General features: G+C 44.0%; 14 protein-coding genes. 6 read left to right on the top strand and 8 right to left on the bottom strand.

From position 1 onward, the window contains the following. Positions 1–93 precede the first annotated feature (93 nt). Positions 94–420 (bottom strand): thioredoxin, encoded by a 327-nt coding sequence (gene trxA, locus FQ084_RS11865; RefSeq protein ID WP_149490841.1) that lies wholly within the window; start codon positions 418–420, stop codon positions 94–96. Positions 421–899: 479 nt separating this feature from the next. Here trxA and FQ084_RS11870 point away from each other — a divergent pair, with 479 nt between their 5' ends. Both FQ084_RS11870 and FQ084_RS11875 read left to right on the top strand, forming a co-directional pair. After that, a complete protein-coding gene (locus FQ084_RS11870) occupies positions 900–1,613 on the top strand; it encodes an RluA family pseudouridine synthase (protein ID WP_149490842.1) in 714 nt (237 codons plus the stop codon). A gap of 176 nt (positions 1,614–1,789) precedes the next feature. Continuing rightward, positions 1,790–3,415: a flavin-containing monooxygenase gene (locus FQ084_RS11875; RefSeq protein WP_149490843.1), complete on the top strand. Its 1,626-nt coding sequence runs from the start codon at positions 1,790–1,792 to the stop codon at positions 3,413–3,415. 19 nt (positions 3,416–3,434) lie between these two features. Here FQ084_RS11875 and FQ084_RS11880 read toward each other — a convergent pair whose 3' ends face one another. The 3 genes from FQ084_RS11880 to FQ084_RS11890 all read right to left on the bottom strand — a co-directional run bounded on the left by FQ084_RS11880 (position 3,435) and on the right by FQ084_RS11890 (position 7,981). Further along, complete coding sequence (locus FQ084_RS11880) at positions 3,435–4,376, bottom strand: D-2-hydroxyacid dehydrogenase (protein WP_149490844.1); 942 nt, start codon at positions 4,374–4,376, stop codon at positions 3,435–3,437. A gap of 236 nt (positions 4,377–4,612) precedes the next feature. Beyond that, a complete protein-coding gene (locus tag FQ084_RS11885; RefSeq protein ID WP_149490845.1) occupies positions 4,613–5,581 on the bottom strand; it encodes a response regulator in 969 nt (322 codons plus the stop codon). Between the two features lie 84 nt (positions 5,582–5,665). Beyond that, on the bottom strand, positions 5,666–7,981 hold the full coding sequence (locus FQ084_RS11890) for a sensor histidine kinase (protein WP_149490846.1): 2,316 nt from the start codon (positions 7,979–7,981) through the stop codon (positions 5,666–5,668). Positions 7,982–8,693: 712 nt separating this feature from the next. Here FQ084_RS11890 and rapA point away from each other — a divergent pair. After that, positions 8,694–11,582, top strand: a complete 2,889-nt coding sequence (gene rapA, locus FQ084_RS11895; RefSeq protein WP_188032963.1) for an RNA polymerase-associated protein RapA — start codon at positions 8,694–8,696, stop codon at positions 11,580–11,582. Between the two features lie 350 nt (positions 11,583–11,932). After that, complete coding sequence (locus FQ084_RS11900) at positions 11,933–12,835, top strand: acyl-CoA thioesterase (protein ID WP_149490847.1); 903 nt, start codon at positions 11,933–11,935, stop codon at positions 12,833–12,835. A 91-nt stretch (positions 12,836–12,926) separates the two neighbouring features. On the opposite strand, the gene mutY is transcribed toward FQ084_RS11900, so the two are convergent. The 4 genes from mutY to FQ084_RS11920 all read right to left on the bottom strand — a co-directional run bounded on the left by mutY (position 12,927) and on the right by FQ084_RS11920 (position 19,509). Further along, positions 12,927–14,159 carry an A/G-specific adenine glycosylase gene (gene mutY / locus FQ084_RS11905; RefSeq protein ID WP_262880768.1) on the bottom strand — a complete coding sequence of 411 codons (1,233 nt, stop codon included), beginning with the start codon at positions 14,157–14,159 and terminating at the stop codon, positions 12,927–12,929. 243 nt (positions 14,160–14,402) lie between these two features. Beyond that, positions 14,403–15,359 (bottom strand): ribosome biogenesis GTPase YlqF, encoded by a 957-nt coding sequence (gene ylqF, locus FQ084_RS11910; RefSeq protein ID WP_149490849.1) that lies wholly within the window; start codon positions 15,357–15,359, stop codon positions 14,403–14,405. Between the two features lie 160 nt (positions 15,360–15,519). Then, complete coding sequence (locus FQ084_RS11915; protein WP_149490850.1) at positions 15,520–18,606, bottom strand: DUF2339 domain-containing protein; 3,087 nt, start codon at positions 18,604–18,606, stop codon at positions 15,520–15,522. Positions 18,607–18,771: 165 nt separating this feature from the next. Further along, positions 18,772–19,509 carry a dienelactone hydrolase family protein gene (locus tag FQ084_RS11920; RefSeq protein WP_149490851.1) on the bottom strand — a complete coding sequence of 246 codons (738 nt, stop codon included), beginning with the start codon at positions 19,507–19,509 and terminating at the stop codon, positions 18,772–18,774. Between the two features lie 279 nt (positions 19,510–19,788). Between FQ084_RS11920 and FQ084_RS11925 the strand changes: the two genes are divergently transcribed. Then, positions 19,789–20,307 carry a YcgN family cysteine cluster protein gene (locus FQ084_RS11925; protein ID WP_262880772.1) on the top strand — a complete coding sequence of 173 codons (519 nt, stop codon included), beginning with the start codon at positions 19,789–19,791 and terminating at the stop codon, positions 20,305–20,307. A 45-nt stretch (positions 20,308–20,352) separates the two neighbouring features. Further along, the gene (locus FQ084_RS11930; protein WP_149490853.1) at positions 20,353–20,595 is read left to right on the top strand and encodes a hypothetical protein; all 243 of its coding nucleotides are present in this window, start codon (positions 20,353–20,355) and stop codon (positions 20,593–20,595) included. Positions 20,596–20,602 lie beyond the last annotated feature (7 nt).

Genomic DNA, 20,602 nt, shown 5'->3' on the forward strand with positions numbered 1-20,602 from the left:
AGCAGCAAAAAAGCCATTATCTGATGCAGACAATAGCTTTTTCGTTGTCGATTTTTAATAAAACCTTTCAGTGTACAACTACTAGGAAACGACTTATAGGTGTTTATCTAATACGGCTGCCAATGCTGCCTTTGGCTGTAGACCCATCACTGAATCTACTTTTTCGCCGTCTTTAAAGACAAATAGAGTAGGAATGTTGCGAATACCGAAACGGCTGGCCGCTTGTGGGTTACTATCGACGTCGACTTTAACGATTTTAACTTTACCTTGGTACTCAGTCGCTAAATCTTCTAAAATAGGGGCGATGGCTTTACAAGGACCACACCAGGTTGCCCAAAAGTCTACTAGCACTGGCACGTCTGATTGTAGGACGTCTTGGTCAAAGTTTGCATCGGTGGTATTAACAATAAGATCTGACATAGTTTTTCTCTCTTGTTTTAGTGTTTCTATCACCAGTCGTCACTATAAATATGGCAGTCATATTAAATAGATGAATGGCTGAAGAATGGTTAGGAAGGGGTAAAAATCTGCCATTATATTAACATGTTTGCTCAGCGTTGACAGACGCAGGCTGGTTAAATTGTTTAACAATTACTATTAGCACAATAAATCGAAACATAACGACACAGGTTATGTTTTGTCTGTGACTTGTTACCGCTATCGTCATCTTTAGCACAAACTTAGCTATCTTTTTGAATACTGATTTATTATTATTTTTAACTGGTCGTTCACAACCGATTTTGCTCAAAGTGAGTTTTATCCAAAATTAAGGATGGCTTTATTAAGAATAGCTTTAGCCTTGAATTTTATTGCTATCAGCAGTTTATCCGTATAGCTCGTTTATAACTATTAATACCTGATTAATATACATAATTCCTTACTATAAGTAGCCCAATTTTATGCCTTTCACCGATGAAAAAATAGATGCCCTGAACGCTCAAGAAAATGCGTATCCACTGGAGTTTTTTCGAGAATTTGCGCAAGAGGTTACCGTCTATGAAGACGATGATATTTGGGTCGTCGATAAGCCTGCAGGATTATTGAGTGTCGATGGTAAAACGCTAAAAGTGAGTTTATTGGCGCGGCTTGAGCGTGCCAATCCGGCGGTCAAATTGATTCATCGCTTAGATATGGATACCTCAGGGCTACTGATTTTTGCCAAAAATGCCGCCGCGCAAAGCCATATTAGTAAGCAGTTTATTGAGCGGCTGCCACAAAAAAGCTATCAAGCGCGTGTCTTTGGTCAGTGGCAAAGCGTTGGTGCCAAGGGTGAAATATCGGTGCCAGTACGTTATGAGCCGGAAACCAAACCGCGCCATATCGTTGACCCTAACTGGTCAAAGCATGCATTAACCCTGTATGAGGTGCTAGCGCATGAAGAGTGTAACGGTTACACAGTCACACGTGTACTGTTAAAACCAGTCACCGGTCGCAGTCATCAGCTGCGCGTGCATATGGTCCATGTCGGACATGTGATGATTGGCGACCCGATTTATGCAGAAGGCGCTGCCTTAGACATTGCGCCAAGACTGAATCTGCATGCGCAGCAACTGCGTCTTAAGCATCCTACACTTGGCGCGTGGATGGATTGGGAAAGTCCAAGCCCTTTTTAAGAGGTTTGTTTTTCTCTTTTCTATTTAAGCTTAGAGGCTATTTCATAAAAACCATCAGTTATAGTTTCTGTTATTATAGAATCAACTAAAATCCATAAATTTTAAAAATCTGATATTTTCATACTACTGTTATACGCTAAATATGACACTCATCATGCAAAAACAAGGATCGTATTATGCTTGATATTACTGCTGCCAAGCAGGCGACTAAGAGTCGTTTCAAATCTAAGAAGCACTCATTAGATATTCCAGTAGATTATGAGGTGCTTATCATCGGCGCTGGTATTGCCGGTATAGGCATGGCTTGTCGATTACAGCAGCAAAAGCACAAAGGGCTGTTTGGACATAAAAGTCCAAGTCTCTTCAAAAACCTAGTAAAAAGGAAGCAGCAAAAAAGCACACAGCGATTTGTAGTATTAGAAAAACGCGCAGATTTGGGCGGTACGTGGGATTTATTTACTTATCCTGGTATTCGCTCTGATTCTGATGCGTTGACGTTTGGCTATAGTTTTAGACCGTGGCTGGATTATAGAATGCTAGCGGAAGGCGCGGATATTAAACGCTATATCGCTGCTACAGCACACGAGTTTGGTATCAGCGAACACATTCGTTATCAGAATGAAGTACAGCAACTATCTTGGTCTAGTGATGAGCAGCAATGGACGGCAATAGTCAAAAATCATGCCAGTGGGCAGGTATTTACCTTAACAGCCAAGTTTGTCGTTGGTGCAACTGGCTACTATGATTATGAGCAAGGGTATCGCCCTGCTTTTGAAAACGAAGCAGATTTTCAAGGTGAAATCGTCCATCCACAGCATTGGCAAAATCTCAATTATGATGATAAGAAAATCGTCATTATCGGTAGTGGCGCCACGGCCATGACGTTATTGCCAGCGCTAGTAGATGAGGCAGGTGAGCAATGCGCGCAGCATGTTACGATGCTACAGCGGTCGCCGACCTATGTGGCAAGTGTGCCGGGCGATGATCATGCGCTTGATTGGTTAGCGGGTCGGTTTTCACCCTTATCAAAGTCGCAGGCTTATACCGTGTTACGTGCACGCAATGTATTGACGCAACAAGGAATCTATCGAGCGGCCACCTACGCGCCAAAAGCTATGAAAGCGCTCTTGAAAAGTGGCGTTAAAAAGGAGTTAAAAGGTAGCGGTATTGATGTGGCTCACTTTGTGCCTGACTATAATCCGTGGGAGCAACGGGTGTGCGCAGTGCCAGACAGTGATTTATTTAAAGCATTGCATGGTAAGCGCGCCGCCGTCGTGACTGATAAGATTAGCCATTTCACCAAGACGGGCATCATGCTTGACTCTGGCAATCACCTCGATGCTGATATTATCGTTACTGCAACGGGACTCAAGATACAAATGCTGGGCGGGGCAAAGGTGTATGTCGACGGTCAATCGGTCGACATTGGTAGTCGTATGACTTACAAAGCGGTACTGGTCGAAGGTGTGCCTAATTTGGCGGCGCTGTTCGGTTATACCAATGCTTCATGGACACTAAAAATCGATTTGGCGTGTCAGTATGTGATACGGCTACTGAGTTATATGCATAAGCATCGCTACCAAGTTGCCATAGCGTGTGCACAGACCGACCATGCCGAAGCGCATGTTCAGCCAGATACGGTCATGGGCGCGCTATCGTCAGGCTACGTCAAGCGCGCGCAACACGAGCTGCCTAAGCAAGGCGATATCTATCCTTGGCGGGTCACCAATAATTATCTAAGTGACCGCGTGATGCTCAAGCACCGTAAAATAAAAGATGATTGGTTACGTTTTAGTCGCTAAGATTTTTAGTGGCTTTTGTTTAATTTTTATCGATAAATTCAGCGACTTGTTTGCTGAGTATTTGCCATAAGGTTTCTTGTGCACTCTTACTGCCCCAGGCGTTATGTGGGCTAAATATCACCCGAGGATGGTTAGCAAGGGTTAATAAAGGATCGTCTTTGACAATCGGCTCTTGCTCAAATACATCAGTGGCATAACCAATAATTTTCTCGTTATGAATCGCATCAGTCAACGCTTGACTATCAACGATACCGCCACGAGCGACATTAACAATCAGCGGCTTTTTAGCCATTTTTGCTAAAGTATCTGCCTTAATAAGATGCTTGGTTTGCTCGTTTAATGGACAATGCAAACTCAGTACATCAGACTGCGCCAGCACGTCCTCAAACATTGTATAGTTATCATTACGCGGCGCACGCCCTTGATGCTCAGCCCACAAGACAGTCATACCAAAAGCGCGAGCAATATCGGTAACGCGTTTACCGATAGTCCCAACGCCGATAATACCAAGCGTCTTATCTTCCAAATCTATCAGCGGTATATCAAGCAAGCAAAAATTACCATTGTTTTCCCACGTACCATCAGCGACTTTTTCATGATAATGAATGCCAGCGCGCATAGCAGTGAGCATCAGCATAAAGGTATGTTCGGGCACGCTTTTGACCGCGTAACCAGCGACGTTATATAGCGCGATACCATGCTTAGCACAAGCGTCTTGATCGACGTTGTTCATACCGGTGGCAGTCAGCTGAATAAGCTTAAGCTTGGGTAAGTTGGCGATGACGTCAGCAGTGATTTGGACTTTATTGGTAATAATAATATCAGCGTCTTTGCAGCGCTCGATGATGAGCGCATTGTCTTTTGGCGTGTCATTATAAGTGATGTAGTCGCTGACACCGCGAGGCGCTGGTAAATCGATATTATCAGAAAAGGTGCCTTTGTCTAAAAAAACCGCTTGCATGATGATTCCTTAATGTCCGTTTTATTGATTGTTTTTATATATAGAGTGATTATTGAGCTAATGTAGCACGTTGCAGGGTTTAGTCAAAAAGCGTACAGTAAAAAACCTCTACTTCAACATTGAAATAGAGGTTTTATTTTATGGGGCAATAATTTTCTTATGCTTAATTTCTTAGCACTTCATTATCAGTAGTTAATCTTCAGCATCTCATATTGCTAAGTATGCTAAGCCCATGCTTATAAGGAGAAGCGCTTACGCAATCTGCCAATAAGGCTACGTACGCGACTACTCAAGTCAATACGAACGTCGTTTTCAGGGTCATGCTCGACTTCATAACGTTTGACCAGGTCAGGACTGGCTTTGAGTTTTGCATGATGTTGGAATGCACGGTTGACGCTAATCTCAAGCAGGCTGGCGCGCATCGGTTTTGGTAAGCAGCGATAGACCTGACCTTTATTAATCAAGTCAATCAGTAAGCCCGCATCCTGAAATTCAGTCTGTACCAGGACCACTAAATGCGGCGCATCTTGTTTTAAGGTAAAGATAATCGGCGCAATGTTTTCGCCACTGACATTGATGTCGGTAATACACACGCCGATATCTTCATTCGCCAAATAATCGTAAGCTTCTTCTAAGCCTTCTGCATGCAGTACTTTATAACTGTGCGAAAACTGCTTGCTTATTTGCTCAATCAGCTCGTCAGTTTCATCGATCACCAAGAGCGTTTGCTTATTACCTGAGCTGTCGAACTGCTCAGCGTCTTCATCTGGGTTATACGTCAAAGCGATTTCGGTGGCGCGTCCGACGACGGCAAGTAGCTCTTCAGATTTGCACGGCTTGGTTAAATAACGGTAAATTTCACCATCGTTGATAGAACCAATAATTGCGTTCAAATCGGCATAACCGGTCAATAAGATACGCATGGTAGACGGCGATACTTCTTTGACTTCGCGCAAGATATCAACACCAACACGCTCAGGCATACGTTGGTCACTGACTGCAACGTGTACGTGATTGTTTTTAATATAGTCAATATACTCAGTCGGGTCAGTAGTGATAAAAACGTCATGCGTTTTACGAAACAGCAGTTTCATAGAACGTAAGATACGTTGCTCATCGTCAATAAACGCCAACTTCGGTTTTGGTTCAGCACTTAGCTCAGCGGTACTAATGTTATTATTGGTGTCGTTTTCCAATTCATTCATGATGAGTTCCTTATGATGAATAATAGTGATATAGCTTTATATAATCATTAAAATAGCAATTAAAATAACAGCAAAACCTAGCGATTACGCTGCTAGGCTTTGTTCTGTCAAATCATTATTAATCGGTAACATTAAGGTAAAGGTGGTGCCAACGCCTTCGGTCGAAACCGCTTTAATGTCACCATTATGCTGCTCCATAATCTGCTGACTGATGGCCATACCGAGACCCGTACCTTCGCCTGCGCCTTTAGTGGTAAAGAACGGCTCAAAGATTTGACCAAGCACTTCTGCGCTCATGCCTTTACCGTTGTCGCTGACATCGATATAGACATTGCTGTCATCGGCACGGGTACGCACTTCAATTTTGCCATCCGGTTTTTCTCCCATGGCTTGCGCGGCGTTATTGAGCAAGTTCACCAACACTTGGTTAATCTGTGACGGCGAGCATTTAACCTCAGGTGTCGGCGCAAAGTCAGTGACAATTTCTTGATGTCTGATAGAGTTACCAGCGATTTTAAGCGAGGCTTCGATACACTCCCGTACATCGATGGTCTTCACTTTTGACTCATCAAGACGAGCAAAGTTGCGTAGATTTAGGACCATCTCGGTGATTTGCTCGACGCCAAATAGCGAGTCTTTAATCAGCTCTTTGAGCTCAGCTGACAAATCATCTTCTTGGATTTCATCCGACGCACGGACAATATCTGCCAATAGCTTATCAATCTTGCCATCAGTTGTCGTAGAGTCAGGCTTGATACCTTTTAAGCCTTGTACCAATTCAATCAGCTCTTCGTATTGCTCGGTCAGCTGACCGATAATCTCAAGGTTGTTTTGCACATAAGACAATGGCGTATTTACTTCATGGGCAACACCAGCAACCATTTGTCCCAAAGTCGCCATTTTTTCTGAACGAATCAATTGCAGCTGGGAATTTTTCAGCTCTTTTAGCGTATCTTGCAGCTCAGCGGTACGTTCTTCAACTTTAATCTCAAGCTGCTGATTGATATTGGCAAGCTTACCTTCGTTAGATTGGATTCGATCCAGTAGGTCATTAATAGAGCCGTTGACTAGTCCAATCTCGTTGCGGCCTTCAGTGAATTTAACTTCGCTCAGCTTATTATATTGCTTGTCGTTAATCAGTTTTTCCGCTTGAGAGATTTTATCAGTGGTTTCTTTCAATGGTTTAAATGCCAGGAAAGTCAGCATAAAGTAAATCACGCCCGCTGTGATCAGTAGCGCCAGTGCAATCCAGTTAATCAAGTTTTCACTCAAGTTATCCGCGATGGCATTAATCTCAGCATCAGGCTGTACCACGATAAGTTTCCAATAAGTCTCAGGAATCTCGAACACATATGCTTGACTGCCGTTATAGTAGCTGTCTTTTGCCAGCTCGAAGCTCTGTAACAAGCGGCTATCCATAGCATTTTGCTTATTTTCACCGTTATTTAAATAAGCAGCGTAGTTCACTAAATAGTAGCCTTTAGCGGTACCGGTTTCGGCTTTATCAAGCGTGTTCAATACTTGCTGAACTTGCGGCGATACGCTAGCAGCAACACGCTCAATAGTCTCGTTACGCTGAGCTTCTAAAAAGTTTAGTACAGGATTCCAAGCAGGGTCAGAGTTAATAACTTGTTTGATATCAAGCGGCGTACCGGTTTTTTCATCAATATAGCTTAAGCGTTCAGGGTTAGATGAGGCGATAACCTTGTCACTATTATCCAGCAATAGAATATAACCTGAGCCCGAGCTTTCGCTTAACTTAACAATATTTTCTTGTAGCTGGTTCAGCGTAAAGTTAACCGTGCTGGCGCCCCAGAACTTATTGTCACGTTCGATAGCAACACCGCAGCTCATTGCAAGCTCGCCTTTGGTTTGGCTGGCGCGGACATGGTTCCAGATGCAGCTTTCAGGTTTTAGCAATTTTAAAATACTAAACCAATCTTCTTGATAATAAGGGTTGGTAGGATTTGGGTCGCTCAATACCGTTTGATAATCGCCATTTTGACGCACCATCAAAAACGGATGGGTTGCAGCATTGGCACCCAGGGCGCCTTTTTCTGGCCAAATGCCGCCACTACCTAATAAGTTATAATCACGCTTATCAAAAGCATTGGCGGTACTGGCTTGTAAAATCGCTTCTTGTGGTGGTAGCGTTTGTGCACTTTGCTGTAACAGCAAGGCACTACGCATGACGCGATTGATATCGGCGGAGATACTATTAACGGCGGTATTACCACGCTCAGCGACCAGCTTTGCTGACTCAAGGCGGATTTTATCATGACCTTCTTTATCAACGACATAAACAACGACCGCAAGTACGACCGCAAAAGCAATGAACAAAATGGTGGTAACTTGGGTACTGACTTGATTAAAAAAGCCAACTTTTTTGGAGGCACTCATGACGGGATTTGTCCTTGGGATTAGAGAGCACAAAGAAGATTGCCAATGGGATTTATTGGCTAACATGACTTATGTGATTATGCTAAAGGTAGATGAAGCTTAAAATGTATCTAATGAACACTTATAAAACACAGCTTCAGAAAGAATTCATATAACTTAAATTAATAATAATCAAATGAAAGCATAACTTAATGGACTATTATTGGTAATACTATTTCTATAGATGTCTAGAGAAACTCTGAAACAGCTATTGATGTATAAAAATATATATGGAACAGGTAATCGGTTTACTTAGATAAGCGGGCTAATTCGATAAATTCTGTAATCTAGCTGCTCAAATGTGAAGTCGCATGTATCATACTAAGAAATAACTTATTGCATTTTTTAACAATACAGCAACAATTATATGATGGCAATATTTTTTGGTTACTTGCGAGTCGTTATCTCGTTGTTTTATAAGACCAACTTATGCTTAGCTTTGCAACAATCTTGCCAAAATATGCTCTTGAAAAATTAACTTAACGCACTCATCTAGTCGCTAACGTTATATAATGGTCTGTTTTATCAATTGGCCGAGCTGACAAGTTGGGGGTTGTTGATATTTCCAATGACCAGCAGCTTATTAATGATACTAAGCTATTAATCCAGTTATGGTAGCTTGCCTCATTAACTATCTATTTTCTTATCACCTGAGTACAAAAGACACCGCCTTATGACTATCTCTATCGCTTCATTGCACAGCACCGAATTCGCCGTTGGTCAACGTTATTTATCTGATACGGAGTCTGAGCTTGGCTTGGGGGTGGTTATCGATGTCGATGACCGCTGTGTGCATATCCTATTTCCACAAAGTGAAGAGACCCGCGTTTATGCAAAAAACTCAGCGCCGTTATCACGCGTGGTGTTTAAAGTGGGTGATAGCATTTCTGACCAAGCAGGCAAAAGCTATACAGTGACGGCGGTCGAAGAAGTGATGGGCGTGCTCAAATACAGTGTCGATGAGCACGAGCGCGGCATTATGGAAACCCGTCTGGCTGCCAATATTACGTTGGCCAAGCCGCTTGAGCGCCTGCTCGCTGGTCGTATTGAGCGCGGTGATTGGTATGAGCTGCGTCAAGATATCCTACGTATGCAGTCGGCGCTTGCTGGTCATCCGCTGAAAGGCTTGATGGGCGCGCGCGTCGATATCATCGAGCATCAGCTGTATATAGCGCATGAAGTTGGCAAACGTATCGCGCCACGCGTGTTGCTTGCTGACGAAGTCGGTCTGGGTAAAACCATTGAAGCGGGTTTGATTATTCATCAACAGCTACTAACGGGTAAGGCTGAGCGTGTATTGATTCTCGTGCCAGACAGTTTGCAATATCAGTGGATGATTGAGCTGCGTCGTCGTTTTAACCTAAATTTTGCTTTGTTTGATTTGGTACGTACGGCGGCGATTAAAGAACATGACCCTGAGCAAAACGTCTTTACGACTGAGCAATGTATCATCGCTGGTATGGACTTACTCCTTGATCATCCTGACTTATATGACCAAGCGATGGAAGCCGGTTTTGATTTATTGGTGGTTGATGAAGCGCATCACCTGCATTGGGATGAGGTGCAAGGCGGCAATGATAAATATGACTTAATCGCTGACTTTGCCGAAGAAACACCGGGCGTCATGCTATTAACCGCAACGCCGGAGCAACTTGGCGCGCAAAGTCACTTTGCCCGTCTGCGTTTATTAGACCCCGATCGCTTTGATGATTTAGATGAATTTATTGATGGTCAAGAAGCCTTTGCTGAAACGGCTGCGGTCGCTAGCGTTTTAATCGAAGATAAGCCCTTAAGCGACGGTCAAATTGCCGCTTTAAGTCATCTGCTTGCTATTAGTGTCGATGAGTTAGGTGCTATTAATGATGATGAAAAATTAAGAACCTATGCGCTCAATGAACTCCTTGATCGTCATGGTACCGGACGTATTTTATTCCGTAATACCCGTGAAAGCGTTAAAGGCTTCTATGGGCGTAGCAGCCAGCCGTATCCACTACCGTTGCCAGAAGCATGGATAGATAGCTACCAAACCAATGGCAAATTGCGTGAGCAGCTATGGGGCGAAGAAAATCAACCTGATGGCAGCTGGTTAGAAGATGACCCGCGTGTGCCGTGGTTGATTGATATCTTAAAAGGTGAGCTCAAGCATAAAAAAGTGCTATTGATTGCCCGTAGTGGTGCGACGGTTGAAAGTTTAGAGGCGGTATTGCGCCTCCATGCCGGTATTAAGACCGCTATCTTTACCGAACAGATGACCCTGCTTGAGCGTGACCAAGCGGCGGCATTCTTTGCCGATAGTGAAGGCGCGCAGATATTATTATGCTCGGAGATTGGCTCAGAAGGTCGTAACTTCCAGTTTGCTAGTCAGTTGATACTATGGGATTTACCGGCCAATCCGGACACACTAGAGCAGCGTATCGGTCGCCTAGACCGCATCGGGCAAACGCAGCAAATTATGCTGCATATCCCTTATGTCCAAGGTACCGCGCAAGAGCGTCTGTATCAGTGGTATAACGATGCACTAAATATGTTTAATCAGATTTCACCGACCGCCCAAAGCGTGCAAGAGCAATATATCCAAGACCTAAAGCCGATGCTCGAAGGCGCTGATAACGACGCTAACCGTACGACATTACAAGATATTATTGATGCCGCGCTACAAACGCGTTTGGATCTAGAGGCACAGTTGCAAGCTGGTCGTGATCGCCTTTTAGAGTACAACTCATGCCGTCCGCGCGTTGCTGGTCGTATCGCTGATGCCATGCGTGAATTCGATGGGCATAATTTATTGCCGCAATTTATCGAGCGCTTTTTTGCTTCCGCCAATATTGACCACAATATCCAGCGTGATGGCTCATGGGTGATTGCTCCGATTGATAGTACGGAGATTAGTGATTATATCGACGGTCTGCCACTGGGTGATGAAGATGGCATGACGTTGACATTCGAGCGTGAGCAAGCGCTGCAGCGTGAAGATATCGAATTCATTACTCATGAGCATCCATTGATGCGCGCGATTTATGAGCTGGCAAGTACCAGCACCTTTGGTAATACCACCGTTGCGATGCTCAAAAGTGCTGCTATGCCACAAGGTATGGTGATGTTAGAGGTGAATTTCCGCGTCGAAGCGATTGCGCCAAGATTGCTCAATTTGCCTGCGACGTTGACCACACAAAACATCCGTGTGTTTATTAGTGAGCAGGGCAGTGATTTATCAGCACGTATCAGCGCTGATATGATTATGCCGCATATTGAGCGTTTGGATAAAAACCGCGCCCGCCAAGTGATTAAAGTTCGCGGCGATGTGATTGAGCAGCGTTATTATGAAGCAGAAGACATTGCCCGTCAGCAGCTAGCAGGAATCGGTGAGCAAGCAAGCGCTCGTTTTAGCCAGCAGTGGTCACGTGAAATCAAACGTCTAAAACATCTACAAACCATCAATCCTAACGTACGTCCAGAAGAGATTGAGCGCTTAGAGCAGCTAAAAGCCCAAGGTGAGCAAGCATTGGGTAATCTGTCTTTAGTCCCAGACTCTATCCGTGTGTTGGTGGCGGTGAAACCGTAATTTTAAGAAATCTAAATAGGACGAGGTATAAGCAAATATCTCGTTCTTTTGTTTATCATGACTATCCTAGATAGTTATTTGATACATAGTTACTTGATGCTTAGCGTTCAGCGGCGACTGCTTAGTCAAAGCTGTTAATATTCATTAAGATGATTGGCTTTTCGCTTTATAATGAGTTCTTAACAATCGTTTTATTGGTTGTTTATGGCTTATCCTAAGCGTTATCTTGTGGGGTTACTGCAAGCCATTTCATATTATTTTAAATTAAAATGCTGTATTAGCTTAAGTTATATCGTGTTGATAGGCTTTGGCATTGAGCGTTATTGATAAAAATAAGGAAACGTATCGTCATGTCTGATTATTCGCAACTGATAGATGAGCTGTTGGCTACCGTCGCGCTTATTGAAGTCAGCCCTGATGTTTTTGAAGGTAAAAGCCACGATTATGTTGGCAGTCGTATTTTTGGTGGGCAAGTACTTGCGCAAGCGATTATGGCAGCGGCGCATACACTAGATAAAGACAAACCTTGTCATTCACTGCACGGTTATTTTTTGCGCGGTGGCGATATCAATCAGCCGGTTATTTATAAAGTGCGCCGCCTGCGTGATGGTCGCAGTTTGTCTGCGCGTGAAGTAACCGCGATTCAGTATAAAGAAGTGCGCGGTAAAGCGCCTGTCGAGCAAGTGATATTTTCGATGATTGCCTCGTTCTCACCGATGGAAGAGGGGTTAGAATATCAAGAAGACATGCCCGTTTATCCGCCGCCAGAGGATTTGCTTGCCGAGCAGGATTTAAAAGAAGAGTATGTGGGTAAAGTCCCAGAAGCCCTGAAAGCGCGCTTTATGCGTCACCGTCATGTCGAGATTAAGCCGATTAAGCCGCGTGATCCTATCCATCCAGAACCGATGAAACCGAAACAAGCAAACTGGCTGCGTATTCGCGAACTGGGCAAGCAGCCAGTGGCCATTCAGCAGGCACTGCTTGCGTTTTCGTCTGACTTTTATTTAGTGGGTACTGGGCTGATGTCACACGGTGTCAGCTTTATGACCAGTGGGCTGCAAGCGGCCAGTATTGACCATTCGATGCATTTCCATCGTGAGTTTGATTTGAATAATTGGCTACTATATGACATGTGGAGTGATACCACTTCTAATGCCAAAGGCTTAAACCATGGGCAGTTTTGGCAAGATGGTCGATTGGTAGCGACGGTACAACAAGAAGGTTTGATGCGGTTGCGTGTGCCCAAGTCCTAGCTATCCATATATTTATGAGCATTAAATAAAAAGCGACTTAGAATTATTCTGGGTCGCTTTTTATTTAATGCCATTTAGTTGAATTCACTCATTATTCCAAAATTTTAACCATTGCTCGTGGCAATCCAAGAGTTGCCTGCGCATCATTAGCATTTAACCAATTAATATTAATCTCTGCTGCTTGTAAGGCTTCGGTTATATCAGTCGCTTGCTTAGCATTTAAAGTTAATGACTGCGGTGTCAAATACCAATGAAAATGGGTGAGTGAATGCTTAATCGGTGCATCGTCCAATAAGGTTTTGTTAACCGATTTTCTTATTAATTCATTTTTGTCTAGCCACTCATTGATAATCTGCTCAGCCGTGGTAAATTCTGCTTCGTAGACTTTTTCATTACTAGCAACTTCTAATTTCGTATCATCTTTAGTTTGTGATTCTTTAGCACTCGTCTTGCTACTACCTTTACCCTCAATTTTCTTTATAAACTCTAATGGCAAACTCCATAGTCCGCCCCAAATACCATTATCAGGGCGCTGTAGCCAAAGTATCTCGCCATTTTCGTTTGTAATAAGCAATGCATTACTAAATTTACTGGGTTTGGGCTGTTTTTTGGCCTTGACTGGATAATCGGTTTCGCGACCCTGCGCATGGGCAATACAATCATTTTGCAGTGGACATAATAGGCAGGCAGGCTTGCTACGGGTGCATAAAGTCGCGCCCATATCCATCATGGCTTGCGCGAACAGCCCTGAGCTCTCTCTAGGTGTTAAACGCTCCGCTAATGCCCACAGCTCTTTAGTCGTCCCCGACTTAGTAATATCACTATCAATGGCGGCCCAGCGGGTGAGGACACGTTTGACATTACCATCACAGATGACGCCATAACGATGTAGCCCCATTGCCACAATCGCCCCAGCGGTCGAAGGCCCAACGCCAAATATGGCTTCCCAACCTGCTAGTGTCTGCGGAAAGTCGCCCGTTTCATTGATAACCTCAACCAACTGCTTCGCGCCTTTATGCAAATTACGCGCCCGCGCATAATAGCCAAGCCCCGCCCAGTGCTCCGCCACCGTATCCCATTCTGCTGCGGCTAAATCTTGCACCGTCGGAAAGGATTCCATAAAACGGGCAAAGTAGGGTAACACAGTGGTCACTTGCGTTTGCTGTAGCATGACTTCGGATAGCCAAACGATATAAGGATTAGGCGTATCGGTTTGGTGCTGTTGCCAAGGTAAATCGTGGCGACCGTTTTCAGCGAACCAATCGAGAAGGCGGGGAGCGAATGAATCCAGAGAAGTTAATGACTGAGAAAATTGAGTAGGCAAGAGTATTCCTTGTAAATTGAACAGGGATATATAACGTTTGGGACTAACAGTGTTTATGGGGTGTAATACGATTGATACAAGACAATAGTAGGTGAGCTTCGTTATCAGCATCATAGGATAAAATGGTAATTGACTGCATTGTTTGCTAAGTAAAGTTTGAGTGGATTTTTAAATCAGTTAAAGGTAAGTAATAAAAATATAAAAGGTGCGCTAGGCGCACCTACGAGCTAGGTTAGTGAATGTCTACTTCCGATTCTTCCGCGTTTTCAAACGACGTAAACGTTTTTCTTCTTCTTTAGCGATTCTTTTCTCTTCTGCAGCGATGCGTTGTTCGGCGACGACCAGCTCTTCAGCTTCGGTCATTGCTGGCGTCTCTAACGTAATATCGCCAAGCTTGCCACTACGTAGCTCGTTAATCAAAATCTCAGACATGCGGTAAGTGTCGACTTGATTGCCCGCGCGTACACAGCCGCGATTACGTCCAGCTATTTCAAAAAACTCCCAATCGGTCTTAGGCAGCTCGTCAATTTTATAGCGACTCTTTAGCAGCTCAGGATAAGCCTCTAATAAATACTCAGCCGTATAGCTGGCCACATCAGCGAAGTCAAAAGCTGTATCACGAATACCGCCGGTCGCTGCCAAGCGATAGCCAGAATTTTCGTTTTCAACCTTTGGCCATAGCATACCAGGGGTGTCATAGAGCATAATGTCATCGTCAAGTTTAATCAGCTGCTGCGACTTGGTTACAGCGGGCTCGTCACCGGTTCTTGCCACCGCGCGTCCAGCCAAGGTATTAATCAGAGTCGATTTACCGACGTTTGGAATACCCATTATCATGGCTTTAATTTGACGACCGGTGCCAACTTTATTGGGCACGAGGTGTTTACAGATTGCGATGATACGCTTGACGTCATCGGCTTTATTATTGTCGCAAGCGATGGCTTTAACGCCATCTTGTTGCTCAAGATATTCCATCCACGCTTTGGTCAATTCAGGATCGGCGAGGTCAGCTTTATTTAAAATTTTGATGACCGGTTTTTCGCCGCGTAATGCCGCAACCATGGGGTTTTCGCTACTATAAGGAATACGCGCGTCAATCACTTCAATGACGACGTCCATTTGCGGCATGATTTCTTTGATTTCGTTACGGGCTTTGTTCATATGCCCAGGGAACCACTGAATACTTGCTCTCTTATCCATCTGCTTTTATAACCTTTTATAAAAAATGCTAAAAGTAAGACGATCGTCATTTACTTTTTAATGGCGTCCAGTTTACTACATAAGCAAAGTAATGACGCTAAAAAGTAATGATGCTAAAAGTGCTCACGTTAACATTTCATTTAATGCTCAGAGCATACTATCATTTAGATACGCCTGCTAAGTCCTCGCGCGCTGGCGGTAATGGTGCTAAATAACCAATGACTAAGATTAAGCTACCCGCGCCAAGGAAGGAAATTACTCGCCAAATTGCCTCGGTTTGCGATAAATCAACCAAGACCAATTTTAAAACCACAATACCCAATAAGCCAATACCCATAAACCATAGCGTACGCTGCCCATAGCGGCTAGCAATAATAGTGGCGACCAAGGCAATGAGCGTCCATAAGATAGTTAGTCCCGTCTGTACTTGCCCGCTATTCCAAGCGCCTCCTGTAACGTCGTATAAACCGCCAGTCCATAGCGGCGTGCCAATAAATGCATGTAATGTTCTGACTAACATACTAGAGCCTATCCAAAGGCCAATCAGCGCTAAGACAATTAATAGCATATCGTTTTTAGGAATGGCACTTAATAGGTTTCTCGATTGCATCCCATGTGTCTGACGGAGCAAATAAACGCCCAAGCCGTAAAATACCACCAACCATAACGTCACATCATATAAGTTAAATAAGGGAAAATAGGGCAGTCCCCAAATCACGCCATCGTAAGTGAAGTTGGTAAAAACAGCCCAGCCTAAAGTCATAGGTACAAAGATTTTGGCACTGTCTAACAGTGCTTGATGCCAATCAAACCAATAAGGCGTAAGCGCTGAAGTTGTTGCTTTTGATTGCGAGTCTGGTTGCAGGTGTGACTGCTTATCATGGTATTGACCCATAGCATGACGCTGTGTCCACCATAATCCAGCCAACATCAGCGCAACCGGAACTAAAATAGTCATTACGCCTTTTGAATCGGGCAAGCCATAATGCATAGCTTCTGCCAATAGGATGATTCCCGCCCCAAGCCAGCTCGCGCTATCGTAGTCATTCAATTCCGCTTCTTTATGCCATGTTCTTAACCACAATTGCCCAATCACCAACCAGCCTATGAGTAACGTGATAAATATCGGCCAATGAAAGGTTGTCCATTGATAGCTAAACTCATATTTTTGCGGCAGTTGAAATATCAGCATCGCATAAAATAGCAGCAATAAACCATGACTAAACTGCCTAATCTCGCGCCACGAATGATAGTGATTAATTGCCTGATAAATGACAAGGCTGGTTAACATCGCCAACCCTAGCAGTGCTGTTGTTGCCAATTGCCAGCTTACAAACCATTGGTCAAAATCGATGACCAATACATACAGCAACCAGCCTATTGCAGTAAAGGTTAAAAAGCGTATCAAAATTGGACTGCGCCACATCACCTTAAACACCATGCTTTGGCTATTAATACTGGTCAGCCATTGCTGAGCGGCTTGGCTACTAATACCTAGCGATTGAGCGACGGTTGTTGTTGAGTCAGACATTGAAGCTGCAGTTGTATTTTGCTGTGAAACGCGGTTTAGACTGTTATCTAAAGCGGCAGGCGAGTTGCTGGCGCGTAAAATAAACATCGTTGCTAGATAGCTGAGAGCCGAAATCGTCAAGGCTAGCGTTGGATAATCTTTGATAGTAAAGAATACATTTATCAGCAGCATGGCGATACTAAGTAGCTGTAATAACAATCCAAATAGTACTGACCATGCACGTAGCGAGCGCCGTCCAAACCATACCAAGGCCAGTCCTTGTACTGACCAGCCAAAAGCAATCCATTCAGCATCGAATGCCAGTGGAATCACCAAGGCTAAAAAGCCAAACCCTAACGCTAGCATGCCCTCAGTGATTAAGGCATAACGCTGACTACGCCGGATAAAAAGCCAACCAATGCTCAAATAAATCACCGCTAAAACAGCACTGGTAATGGTCAAAGCGTTAGAAATACCCTCTAATAGCGCAGCAAATAAACCAAAGGCCAATATCGGTACTGAAAACAATAAACCGGTATCAATAGGAAATATATAGAGGTTGTTTGCTCTGTGAGCCTTATCTACGGTATTTATGTTATGTACACTGTCTGCACGAGTAAGACCTTCTTCATTAAGGGCGTTATAGGCAATGATTTGTTGCGCATAGCGAATGACGACAAATAAATACAGCAATACGTGCAGGGCGACCAGCGACACCAATGACCAGCGCTGCGCCTCAATAACAGCGCTTAAGTTTTCCGTTGCACCCCAATAGTATGCCAGTCCAAAAGTGACCACCACGCCGAGCAGATTAAGCATTTTCCAAGTACGGTAATGCGCAATGACGGCAATCGTTACGTTCAATAGTAGATAGTAGCTAAATAATGTCACTAAATTACCGATATCGCTGTTGGTCAATATCGGCGCAAAGAAACCACCAGAAAGTGCCAACAGTGCCAACGGTAAAGCGTTTTGGCGTACGGCCAAGCCAATAGTGATGGCTGATAATATGCCAAGTCCAATAAAGCTCGGCACACTCGCCAGTACTTGATAGACACTATAAGCAAAAAAGGTTGTTAAATAAGCAATCGCCAAGCCTGCGCCTTGCAGAGTGATGCCATAAGCAAAACGATTTTTGGCTAGTTTTAATCCTAACGCCGCCAGCCCTAAGCCAATGATACCGATGCTCATAAGTTTCAAGGCAATCGGAATTTCAATATAGTCGCTTAATAAGCGTAGTAATAACACCACACCGATGAGCAATACCAATACCCCAACACGGACCACCAAGTTACCGCCAAAAAACCAGTTTTTAACAGAGTGAATTAATGAGGTAACGATAGGGGTGGAGCGTTCGTCAGGCTCTATCGCTGAGGTAGAGATTTGTGGTTTTGATAATACTGATTCTGCTAGTTTTGGCAGTTCTGGAGGAGGTGTTGGTTGTGATTGCAGCTTCTCTGTAGGTTCAGAAATAATAACAGCGGATGGAGCCAATTCTACCGTTGATGGCGCTGCTGATTCAGAACGACTCTCTTGAGTAGCATTTATATGAGCAGAATGAGAAAGTGATGCTATATTCACGCTATCTTTATGCTTCTCAAGCTCAGCTTGCAGCTCTTTCATGTCATGGCGCAGCTGCTCAATTTGCCTAGTTATTTTCACATAGAGCACGACAACGATAATTAATAAAATGGTAAAAGCCAGCCAACCCAACGGGTTTATTAATAGATATAGCATCCTCGTCACTCAATTCACTCAATAGTAAAGTGATAATGACGCGATTTACTCAGAAGTACAAGATAAGTCATTCAGATAGGAATCGATAAGATAAATAAAAAGGGCCACTTATCTATTAAGCGGCCCTTTTTTAATTATCTTTTATAAGGCATGTTTTGCAGAGGTTTATGCTAAGTTGGTTTTCATAAACTCAAGCATATTTTCCCAGCTTTGCTTGGCAGCGGCTTCGTTATAGCCCAAATCCACCCCATTTTTGGCTGCGCGTTCATCGGCATGTGGATTGGTGAAACCATGCTTGGCGTTGTCATAGACATCGATGGTGTAATCAACATCGGCGGCATCTAGTTCTGATTTTAAGCCCTCTATCGCCTCCATTGAGACCATTGAATCATCACGACCATGAGCAACCAATACTTTGGCTTTGAAGTTTTTATCGGCTGGTTGCTTGGGTGATGGATTACCATGGAAAGTAGCGACTGCTTTTAATGGCATGCCTTCGCGTGCCATATCAAGGACAACTTTGCCACCGAAGCAAAAGCCAATAGCGCCTAGATTATCGCCATCAACCGCCATCTGGTCGCTGAAGTCATTAAGAATCAACCGGCAGCGTGCCATCAGCATGTCTTGATCGGCAAGTACTTGCTCCATCCACATATTGGCTTGAGCGGCATCGGTAGTGAGTTTGCCTTCACCATAGACGTCCATCGCCACGGCGGCATAACCGGCTTCTGCCAAGCGCTCAACCACTGATTTTGGATGCTCGACCACGCCCCACCATTCTGGCGCGACCAAAATACCTGCTACCGGATGATCATCTGAGGCATCTTCTGGTAGCGCAACATAGCTGATAAGCTCGACGTTATTTTTAGTGGTACTGATTAATTCAAAAGTCTTAATTGACATGTTGTTATCCTTTTTTATGTAATGAATATGATGTTATGAACAGGATTTATCCCTATCTTTGCTCAATCCTTTTACTTACTCGTACTACCTTAACGCCCAATCTAGTCAAAAACAGCTATAATACTGTAACGCTCTTTATCAAAATGCTACGGCAACTTTATGATTATCAACTTGTTAAATCAATCTGCTGCCAACTTAGACGCTGACTCCATTCAGCAGGCGAAAGCAGGTTCAAAATCAGCGTCAGAACCAATCGTGAGTCTATTTCCTGCCAGTAGTATTGACAGCGATCATGGCAATGAATCAACTGCAATCCTACGTCCGCAGTTTTGGTCACGCTTTACGCTGTCAGAATTAAACCATAGCGAATGGGAAGCAGTGTGTGATGGCTGTGGCAGTTGTTGTCTCATTAAATATATCGATGATGAGAACGTCAGCGATGACAATAATCATGAAGCAGAAATGGTCGAGTATACCGATGTGACTTGCCAGCTAATGGATTGTGCGACGGGCTATTGCCAGCATTACGCCACGCGTCAAGAACACGTGCCCGATTGCATCCAATTGACCATAGAAAATCTGCCGCACATGATGTGGCTGCCATCGCACTGTGCCTATAAGCGCTTATATAAAGGGCAAGGTTTGCCAAGTTGGCATTTATTATTGACTGGGGATGCGGTGGCAACGCAGCAACAAATGCGCGCCGCCAATGTTGGCGTAGCAGGGCGCTGTGTTTCTGAAACTGGTATGTCTGATGAAGAGATGGAAACGAGGGTAGTGAATTGGGTCAAGCCTTAGCTTATTGTTTATTTGAATAAAGTTTTATTATCCAAGGATGAGGATATGAATCAAAGTTATTTAGCAATAAGCTACTTAAAAGGCAGTCTCGTATTAGCTGCTGCTCTTTTATTAAACGGCTGCTCAAATAGCGCTCCTTTGTCCAAAAGTAGTGTTGATACAATTCAAACCATGCCTTCAAAGACTGTTTCAGCTTCTGTGATACCTGATAGGTCAGCTGCGAAACCTGTGGAGACAATGACTGTAGATTGGCAGGAAATAGAAGCGCTGGCAGATAAGAAATATTAAGACGAGC

Origin of the sequence: Psychrobacter sp. ANT_WB68 (genome assembly GCF_008369115.1) — a bacterium.
Taxonomy (GTDB): Bacteria; Pseudomonadota; Gammaproteobacteria; order Pseudomonadales; family Moraxellaceae; genus Psychrobacter.

Bases quoted from the DNA above. Each gene is read 5' to 3' on its own strand.
- FQ084_RS11890 (WP_149490846.1), bottom strand. From the start codon at position 7,981: ATGAGTGCCTCCAAAAAAGTTGGCTTTTTTAATCAAGTCAGTACCCAA.
- FQ084_RS11870 (WP_149490842.1), top strand. From the start codon at position 900: ATGCCTTTCACCGATGAAAAAATAGATGCCCTGAACGCTCAAGAAAAT.
- FQ084_RS11930 (WP_149490853.1), top strand. From the start codon at position 20,353: ATGAATCAAAGTTATTTAGCAATAAGCTACTTAAAAGGCAGTCTCGTA.
- FQ084_RS11880 (WP_149490844.1), bottom strand. From the start codon at position 4,376: ATGCAAGCGGTTTTTTTAGACAAAGGCACCTTTTCTGATAATATCGAT.
- FQ084_RS11920 (WP_149490851.1), bottom strand. From the start codon at position 19,509: ATGTCAATTAAGACTTTTGAATTAATCAGTACCACTAAAAATAACGTC.
- FQ084_RS11915 (WP_149490850.1), bottom strand. From the start codon at position 18,606: ATGCTATATCTATTAATAAACCCGTTGGGTTGGCTGGCTTTTACCATT.
- rapA (WP_188032963.1), top strand. From the start codon at position 8,694: ATGACTATCTCTATCGCTTCATTGCACAGCACCGAATTCGCCGTTGGT.
- trxA (WP_149490841.1), bottom strand. From the start codon at position 420: ATGTCAGATCTTATTGTTAATACCACCGATGCAAACTTTGACCAAGAC.
- FQ084_RS11900 (WP_149490847.1), top strand. From the start codon at position 11,933: ATGTCTGATTATTCGCAACTGATAGATGAGCTGTTGGCTACCGTCGCG.
- FQ084_RS11875 (WP_149490843.1), top strand. From the start codon at position 1,790: ATGCTTGATATTACTGCTGCCAAGCAGGCGACTAAGAGTCGTTTCAAA.
- FQ084_RS11885 (WP_149490845.1), bottom strand. From the start codon at position 5,581: ATGAATGAATTGGAAAACGACACCAATAATAACATTAGTACCGCTGAG.
- ylqF (WP_149490849.1), bottom strand. From the start codon at position 15,359: ATGGATAAGAGAGCAAGTATTCAGTGGTTCCCTGGGCATATGAACAAA.